General features: G+C 43.1%; 5 protein-coding genes and 1 pseudogene. 4 read left to right on the top strand and 2 right to left on the bottom strand.

Annotated elements, in window-relative coordinates:
* Positions 1–76 precede the first annotated feature (76 nt).
* Both dinB and ECA1_RS16145 read left to right on the top strand, forming a co-directional pair.
* Positions 77–1201, top strand: coding sequence for a DNA polymerase IV (gene dinB, locus ECA1_RS16150; RefSeq protein ID WP_005229832.1), 1125 nt, complete (start codon positions 77–79; stop codon positions 1199–1201).
* Between the two features lie 19 nt (positions 1202–1220).
* A pseudogene (locus ECA1_RS16145) lies at positions 1221–1876 on the top strand (DNA alkylation repair protein).
* A gap of 137 nt (positions 1877–2013) precedes the next feature.
* Here the strand turns inward: ECA1_RS16145 and nrdG are convergent.
* Both nrdG and nrdD read right to left on the bottom strand, forming a co-directional pair.
* Positions 2014–2610, bottom strand: coding sequence for an anaerobic ribonucleoside-triphosphate reductase activating protein (nrdG, locus tag ECA1_RS16140; protein WP_005229836.1), 597 nt, complete (start codon positions 2608–2610; stop codon positions 2014–2016).
* A gap of 83 nt (positions 2611–2693) precedes the next feature.
* Entirely contained in the window at positions 2694–4889 is a 2196-nt protein-coding gene (gene nrdD / locus ECA1_RS16135; protein WP_060793062.1) for an anaerobic ribonucleoside-triphosphate reductase, read from the bottom strand.
* Between the two features lie 287 nt (positions 4890–5176).
* On the opposite strand from nrdD, the gene ECA1_RS16130 reads away from it, so the two are divergent.
* The gene (locus ECA1_RS16130) at positions 5177–5941 is read left to right on the top strand and encodes an ABC transporter ATP-binding protein (protein ID WP_005229848.1); all 765 of its coding nucleotides are present in this window, start codon (positions 5177–5179) and stop codon (positions 5939–5941) included.
* Complete coding sequence (locus ECA1_RS16125; protein ID WP_060793061.1) at positions 5931–7985, top strand: FtsX-like permease family protein; 2055 nt, start codon at positions 5931–5933, stop codon at positions 7983–7985. Before ECA1_RS16130 ends, ECA1_RS16125 begins: the two co-directional genes overlap by 11 nt.
* Positions 7986–8105: the final 120 nt, after the last annotated feature.

Below are 8105 nucleotides of genomic sequence, written 5' to 3'. Positions count from 1 at the left end.
TTTTGCGTACTTCCCTCGATTCCTTGCTTGATAGGGAACCTCTGTTCGTTTATAATAAGAAGTGAGGTGAACAACGATGTCGGAACTACAATTTCCCTTAAAAAATGATACGAGCCGCAAAATTATTCATATTGATATGGATGCTTTTTTTGCTTCGGTGGAAGAACGGGATGATCCAGAGCTTGCCAAGCATCCCCTCGTCATTGCCCGTCACCCAAGTGATACTGGCGGACGAGGAGTGGTCACGACCGCCAATTATCTGGCACGACAATATGGCATCCACTCGGCAATGAGTGCGCAAAAAGCCTATGAGCTTTGTCCGCAAGCGATTTTTAAACCGGGAAATCATCAAAAGTATCGTGAAGTGTCCCAGCAAGTCAGAGAAATTTTTCATCGATACACCGACATCATCGAACCAGTTTCTATTGATGAAGCGTATCTAGATGTCACAGTCAACAAGATCAATTGTCCTTCAGCAATTAAGATCGCTCGTTTGATTCAACGAGACATCTGGCAAGAGACTCATCTGACCTGTTCGGCAGGAGTCAGTTACAACAAATTCTTGGCAAAACTGTCTTCGGATTATCATAAACCACGAGGATTGACGGTGGTGATGCCAGATGAGGCAGTGGCCTTTTTGCAACAATTACCCATTGATAAATTTCACGGGATCGGGAAGAAAACTGTTCCGCGGATGCATGAGTTAGGTATTTTTACAGGAGCTGATCTGTATGGCTGGAGTGAGATGGCGCTGATTCGTGAATTTGGCAAAATGGGGTATTCCTTGTATCGGAAAGTTAGAGGGATCCATGATTCCCCAGTTAGTGTGACCAGAGAACGGAAATCAGTTGGAAAAGAGCATACATACGGCAATCCATTAACCAGTGAAGAACAAGTATTGAGCCAGTTACGGGCTATCGCAGAAGAAGTCGAAAGGTCCCTGAAGCGCACACAAAAACATGGCAAGACGGTCGTGTTGAAAGTTCGTTACAGTGATTACTCTACGATCACCAAGCGAGTGACCTTGCCAACCTATGTTCATAAAAAAGAACAGCTATTTTCCGAAGCAAGTCTGATTTGGGAAGAAATTTTAGGTCTGGAAAAAGGCATCCGTCTTTTGGGGATCACCGTCACAAATCTTGATCCACTGACCTATGAAAATATCGTACTGCCCTTATGGCAACTATCTGACGAGCAGTAGGCTGAAGAGGAGGAGCAAAATGACACTCTATCAAGTATATGACACGATGACAGGATTAGCTAATCAGGAGCGAAGTGAAAAAATGGCCGCCTACATGCGGCATCAGTTTGATTTTTAGGCATTCCTACGCCGTTGCGCCGCCAGCAGGAGAAAGCGACCTTCAAAGCTGCAAAACAAACGAAAACGGTTGATTGGGACTTTATCGATCATTGTTGGCAAAGCAGCTATCGGGAACACCAATACCTTGCGATTGATTATTTAGTGGTGATGGAGCCGTTTCTAGCGGCCATCGATCTGGCAAAAATTGAACAGCTAGTCATAACAAAAGCTTGGTGGGATAGCGTGGACGCCCTAAGTGAGGTTGTCAGAAAACTAGTTCGCCGACTGCCAGCGTTAAAAGCTGAAATGCTTCGCTGGAGTCTTGAGGAAAATCTTTGGCTGCGGCGAGTGGCAATACTCCATCAACTGCTGCAAAAAGAACAGATGGATCAACCACTGCTTGAAGAGGTCCTCGTCAATAATTTGGGGAGTTCTGAATTCTTTATCAACAAAGCCATTGGTTGGAGCTTACGAGATTATGCCAAGACGAATCCTCAGTGGGTCCAAGACTTTCTGCTTCGCTATCAAACAAGTCTGGCGCCTTTGACGATTCGTGAAGCAAGTAAGTACCTGTAAAAAGCTTGGTCACTGAGTTGATATAACATAAAAAAACACCGTGCATCATCTTTGAAGGAAGAAGAGGTGACCGCTAAAAGTTCGATTTTTTGGTCTAACTTTTGGGGTCACCTCAAGATGCACGGTGTTTTTAGTTTTTAAATTTGTTTTTTGATTTGTTCGTAGCTTGCTTCAGCATCTTTGCACTTTGCCCAGATAACCGCTTTTCCTTGTTCCCGAGATGCAGCAAGATCAATGATTCGTTGATTGCTGCTGCCGCGAAACTGCAAGTTTAAATTTCGTTTGCTCAGTTCAAAACGACCGTCGACTAAAATATCGATTTTGGATAAAAGTTCCAATTTATCGGGTGTTTCCAAAAGCAATTCTTCATAGGTGTAGCCTGACCAGCTCCAAATATCTTTGCTGTGCCCAAATTCAGCACGAACCCGATCAACGACTTTCAGACAGACTGTTGTGTTCAAGAAAGGTTCGCCGCCTAGGAGGGTCAGCCCTTGGACATAATCATGCCGCAGATCTTCGATGATTCGATCCTCTAGTTCTTGCGTAAAAGGTGTACCATAGCGAAAGTTTTGGACCGCTTTGTTAAAACATCCTTCACAAGCAAAGAGACAGCCGCTCACGTATAAACTATTTCGAATGCCTTCACCATCAACAAAGTTGAAGGCTTTGTAATCAGCAATATAATTTTGGCTATATTCTTTGGCTTGCCATTCTTTAGGTTTCGGATTTCTCATAAGAAAACTTCTTTCTATCATGAATTACAGGGATTGGTCTTCAAGAAAAGGAGTGTAGAAGAATTCTAGCACTCCTTTTTCGTTTATTCTTGCAAATGTTTGACCCGGGCAGAAATTTCTTTGTGCCGTCCATTGACCATTGGACGAGCTTGAGGATTTCCAAGATACCCACAGGTTCTTTTGACGACGTCACAACTTTTTGGGTCATGATTGCCGCATTGTGGGCATTCGAAGCCCCGTTCGGTTGGATTGAAATCTCCTTCATACCCACACTCATAACAGTGATCGATAGGGGTATTTGTTCCAAGATAGGCGACCCGATCATAAGCGCAATCCCATACCGCTTCTAACGCTTTTGGATTTTGCTGCAAGACTGGGTATTCGCAGTAATGAATAAACCCGCCAGAACAGTATTTTGGATACTCTTTTTCAAAATCAAGTTTTTCAAATGGTGTCGGATTTTTCCGCACATCATAGTGGAAGCTGTTGGTGTAGTATTCTTTGTCGGTAATGTTTTCAACTTCACCGAATTTTTCGGTATCCAAGCGGCAGAAACGATCAGTTAGGCTTTCACTAGGCGTCGAATATACGCTGAAATGATAGCCGTATTCATCGCCCCAAGCATCTGCATGAGCTTTCAATTCTTTCACGATCGCTAGGGTAAAGGCTTTTGCTTCTGGATCTTGTTCCCATGTTCCACCATAAAAAGCCGAAGCAGCTTCATACAAACCGATATATCCAAGAGAAACAGTAGCACGTTTGTTTTTGAATAGTTCATTCACATTGTCTTTGCGATCCAAACGTTCACCGAAAGCCCCATACATATAAAGGATCGGCGCATTCGCAGGGCTGGCTTCTTTACAGCGCTCCACCCGATAGACAAGAGCATCCTTGACGATTTGCAGACGATCTTCCAGCAGCGTCCAGAATTTTTCTTGATCACCATTTGCTTCTAAGGCGATCCGAGGAATATTCAATGTTACGACGCCTAGATTCATCCGACCAACATTGACTTCTTCGCCACGTTCGTTTTTCCAGCCTTGCAAGAAAGAACGACAGCCCATCGGCACTTTAAAGCTGCCGGTCAATTCAACCAATTTATCATAATTCAAAATATCAGGATACATCCGTTTGGTGGCACACTCTAAAGCCAGTTCTTTAATATCATAGTTCGGATCGGTAGGGGCCAAGTTGACGCCACGGCGAATACTAAAGATCAATTTTGGAAAAATAGCGGTACGCTTCTCACTGCCTAACCCGTTGATGCGAATTTGGAGAATCGCTCGTTGGATCTCCCGCTCGAACCAGTTGGTTCCTAAACCAAACCCAAGGGAAGTAAACGGCGTTTGTCCGTTTGAGGTGAATAACGTATTGATTTCGTATTCTAGACTTTGCATTGCATCGTAGATATCTTTGCGCGTTTTGCTCTTCGCATAAGCTTCCCGACGTTCAGGCGACTCGATCCATTCTTCGGCATCTTTTAGATGCTTTTGATAATTCAACTCAGCAAAAGGAGCCAATAATTCATCTGTTCGATCAGCAGAACAGCCGCCATATTGACTCGATGCTACGTTTGCAATGATTTGTGAGATTTGAGCGGTGGCCGTTTGGATCGATTTTGGCGATTCCACTTCGGCGTTCCCAATTTTAAACCCATTATTCAGCATGCCTTTAAAATCGATCAAGCAGCAGTTGGTCATTGGGGTGTAAGGATGATAATCCAAGTCATGGTAATGAATGTCGCCTTTTTGGTGAGCATTTGCCACGTGAGGAGGGAGCATTTTCAAACCGATCGATTTTCCTACGATCCCAGCGGTCAAATCACGTTGTGTATTGAACACATTGCTATCTTTATTGGCATTTTCATTGACGACCGATTGATCTTTATTCATCAATTTGTTGATCGTAAAGTTGATGTCTGTGGCTTTGCTGCGCTCGAAATCACGATGGGTCCGATAGTTGATATATTCTTCAGCCAAGGCATACTCGTTTTTTGCTAATAAGATATGCTCGACGATATTTTGGATCTCATAGATTTTTACATTCGTACGAAAACGTTCCGCGATCTCGTGATCGACACTGTCAACGATCTCGGTGATTTTTTCGTGGTCGATGGGAGAAAGCTCGCCGTTGATTTTTCTTAGGGCTTTCACTAACGCATCGTAAATTTTTTGATCATCAAAATCGACAAGCCGTCCATCACGTTTTACGATTTTTAACTGACGCAAAGCGGACTGTCTTTCCAACCCTTGCTCAGGATTTCTCTTAATGTTCATCATTTCTACCACTCCTTATCTTCCTCAATATAATAAAACAAATTGTAGAAATGAGCAACTATATATAGTGGTGAATAAGGGTTGGTAAATTGGATATACACAATATATGGTGTATATTCATTGGAGTGTTTTCTGAGAAAACTGATAAGATTAAGGATTTGGTTGTTCCATGTTTCACATAATGAATAAAAAACTTTTTTAAATTTATTTTTTCTCTGTTTTGAAGCAGAAGTATTCAATGAAAAAGTATGCTACCATAAGGAGAGAATTTTATTAAAGGAGGGTTCTATGTGAAAAATATGATTGATGTGAAGCATCTGACCAAAAGTTACGGCACTCGTTTCAATCAAACCAAAGTATTAGATAACCTTTCTTTTGCAGTGGATCAAGGAGAATTTGTCGGGGTCATGGGGCCCAGCGGCGCTGGGAAAACGACCTTGATGAATCTGTTGTCTTCAATCATGCGACCTAGCTTAGGCTCGATCTATATCGATGGCAAAGACATTACCCGAATGTCGGAAAAAGCCCTCAGTGATTTTCGTCGTCAGCAGATCGGTTTTATCTTTCAAGACTTTAATCTTTTAGAGACGTTGACTGCCAGAGACAATATCTTGCTTCCCCTTGCCATTGATCGCTTGCCCGTAAGTGAAACCCAAGAGCGCATTGAACAAACGGCCAATTTGTTAGGAATCGAGCACTTGTTAGATCGCTACCCAGAAGAATTGTCTGTAGGGCAAAAACAGCGGGTCGCTGCTGCTCGAGCAATCATTAGTCGTCCGGCGGTCCTTTTTGCTGATGAACCCACTGGCGCCCTTGATTCAAAAGCGGCGACAGAATTGTTACGGTATTTAGCGCAAATCAATCAACAAGAGAAAACAACGATCTTGATGGTCACCCATGATCCTTTCACCGCCAGCTACTGCAACCGAATTTTATTCATCCGAGACGGTGTCTTCTTTGCAGAAGTCGTCAAAAAAGGCGGGCGTCAGGAATTTTTCGAAAAAATCATCGATATGCAGGCAACGATTGGAGGCGGTCCGCGCCATGTTGTTTAAAATCGGCTGGCGGAGTTTCTTGCGGCAGTTTCGCAACTATATGGTGTATTTTATTTGTATGATGACCGCCGTGATGATTTTTTATTCCTTTAACGCCTTGATGAATGATCGTCTGCTGAATCAACGGGTCCAGCAAGATATCCGCATTGAAGGGGTTTTAGGATTCGGCAGCAGTGTGGTTGCCTTTGTCGTTTTGTTTTTTATGCTGAGTGCCAATCATTTTTTTCTTAGTCAGCGACAAAAAGAAATCAGTGTTTACCAGCTTTTGGGGCTGCGGCAAGGTCGTCTGGCTTGGCTGTTGCTGCGGGAAACGTTTCTATTGAACTTTTTCTCTTTAGTGACCGGCATCTTTATGGGGATTATTTTTTCGAAATTTTTTTCTATGATTTTGATTCGAGCGATGGGCTTGAATTTAACGAGTCATTTCTTTAATTCACCCCAATCGATTTTTTCAACGGTTTTTGTCTTTATCGCGGCGATGATTATTTTGAGTATTCAAGTGATCCTTTTTGTATGGCGTACCCCAATGAGTGAGCTGATCAAGACTGAATACCGCTTACCGATCAAGAAAATGAAAATGACCCCGTTTCGTTCATTAATGGGGGTTCTAGGTCTGATTCTACTAGGGGTAGGCTACTATCTGTCTTTGACCTTGCGGGAAACGTGGACCAACTATATCACGTATACACAAGATTTTTCAGCAATTTTATGGATTCCTTTATTGATTCTGTTTTGCTGTGTGACGGCAACCTATCTTTTTTTTGATTGCTCCTTGCCAGCATTGTTATATTTTTTGAGCAAGCCGAAAAAACGTCTTATCAAAGGGGCGAAACTGATTGCTTACAATAACGTGCGGGCTTACTTGCAAAGAACGTGGAAAAGCTATGCGCTTTTGACGATCATCACAGCGATCGCAATCTCCCTGATCGGGGGAACGATGGGGGTCATCTCATTAAACTATCAAGCAACGAACCGCATTTACCCAACGTCCTTTCAAGTGTCAGAAGAGCAGGCAGATACCTTGCGGGACCTTTTAGAAAAAGCCGATACACCGATTATTGCCGAACAATCGATTCCCTATAAAATGACCAATATGACGGTTCAAACCCGTTACCTTGGAGAGTTGCAAGACGAAAATATTGAAAATATCATGGTGAATCTGGTCGCTTTTTCTGATTATCAGCGTCTGCGAAAACTGGTTCCCGATGCCCCGGAGATTCAACTGAGTACCGATAAACAAGCGGTGCTTTTTGACAGTCAATACGATGTGACTCGTTCGTTTATCACCTATCGCGATGAGGTCAAAATCGGCAGTCAACATACGTTCAAACTCATTCAAGCAGAACAGGATTATTTTGGGGATTCTGCCTTGCGCTATTCCTTGCCGAATGTCCTTGTCATCCAAGATGATGCGTACCAGCAAGTTGAGGGCTTCACCTATAGCGTTGCTTATTTACAAACAGACAAGGTGCAAACGGAGAGCTTGACTCAGCTGCTAGATGAAGAGCTGCCGATCGAGTGGACGCATCCTTTGACCTATGAGTTTAGCGATGACCAAAAAAGCGTGCGTTTTTATCCAGAGACTGCCCGAGATTCCACCAGTGAGAATAACCAGATGACCGCATATCGACTGACCTTAGCGAATCGTTTTACAACGATGCGCGGCGTGCGGCGGCAAGCAGGAATCGTTTTGTTTGTGTCATTATTTGTAGGTGTGATCGTTTTGATCACGACATCCAGCAGTTTGATCGTTCGGCAATTTTCAAATACCGAGCGGGAGAAACACAATTACCGATTATTGACCAAACTAGGTTACACCCGAAAAGAAGTACGCAAACTCGTTTACTGGCAAAACATCTGGATTTTTATGCCAGGTACGCTACTGGCGATCTTGCATGCCGTCTTTGCCATCAATACCTTCACCCAAATCATCGACAGTCCTGGGTATTGGGTGGCTCATTTGTTTGCGGCAGTTGCAGCAGTCGTCTATCTATTTGCCTATTTGATTACCGTCAAGCTGTGTCTGCGAATAATTGAAACTTGATTGAATTCTTGATAAAACGATCCTTAGAATTGAAGCGAACCTTACAAGTTAGACCAAAAAATCTAATCTTGAGGATCACTACAAAACGAGGATCGTTTTTTCATTTAACCAATCTTTTTG

This window comes from Enterococcus casseliflavus NBRC 100478 (assembly GCF_001544095.1).
Lineage (GTDB): Bacteria > Bacillota > Bacilli > Lactobacillales > Enterococcaceae > Enterococcus_D > Enterococcus_D casseliflavus.
Note: the sequence above shows the minus strand (reverse complement) of the source record. Positions and strands in the feature narration are given on the sequence as shown.

Coding starts and splice junctions, on each gene's coding strand:
- dinB (WP_005229832.1), top strand. CDS start 77: ATGTCGGAACTACAATTTCCCTTAAAAAATGATACGAGCCGCAAAATT.
- ECA1_RS16125 (WP_060793061.1), top strand. CDS start 5,931: ATGTTGTTTAAAATCGGCTGGCGGAGTTTCTTGCGGCAGTTTCGCAAC.
- nrdD (WP_060793062.1), bottom strand. CDS start 4,889: ATGATGAACATTAAGAGAAATCCTGAGCAAGGGTTGGAAAGACAGTCC.
- nrdG (WP_005229836.1), bottom strand. CDS start 2,610: ATGAGAAATCCGAAACCTAAAGAATGGCAAGCCAAAGAATATAGCCAA.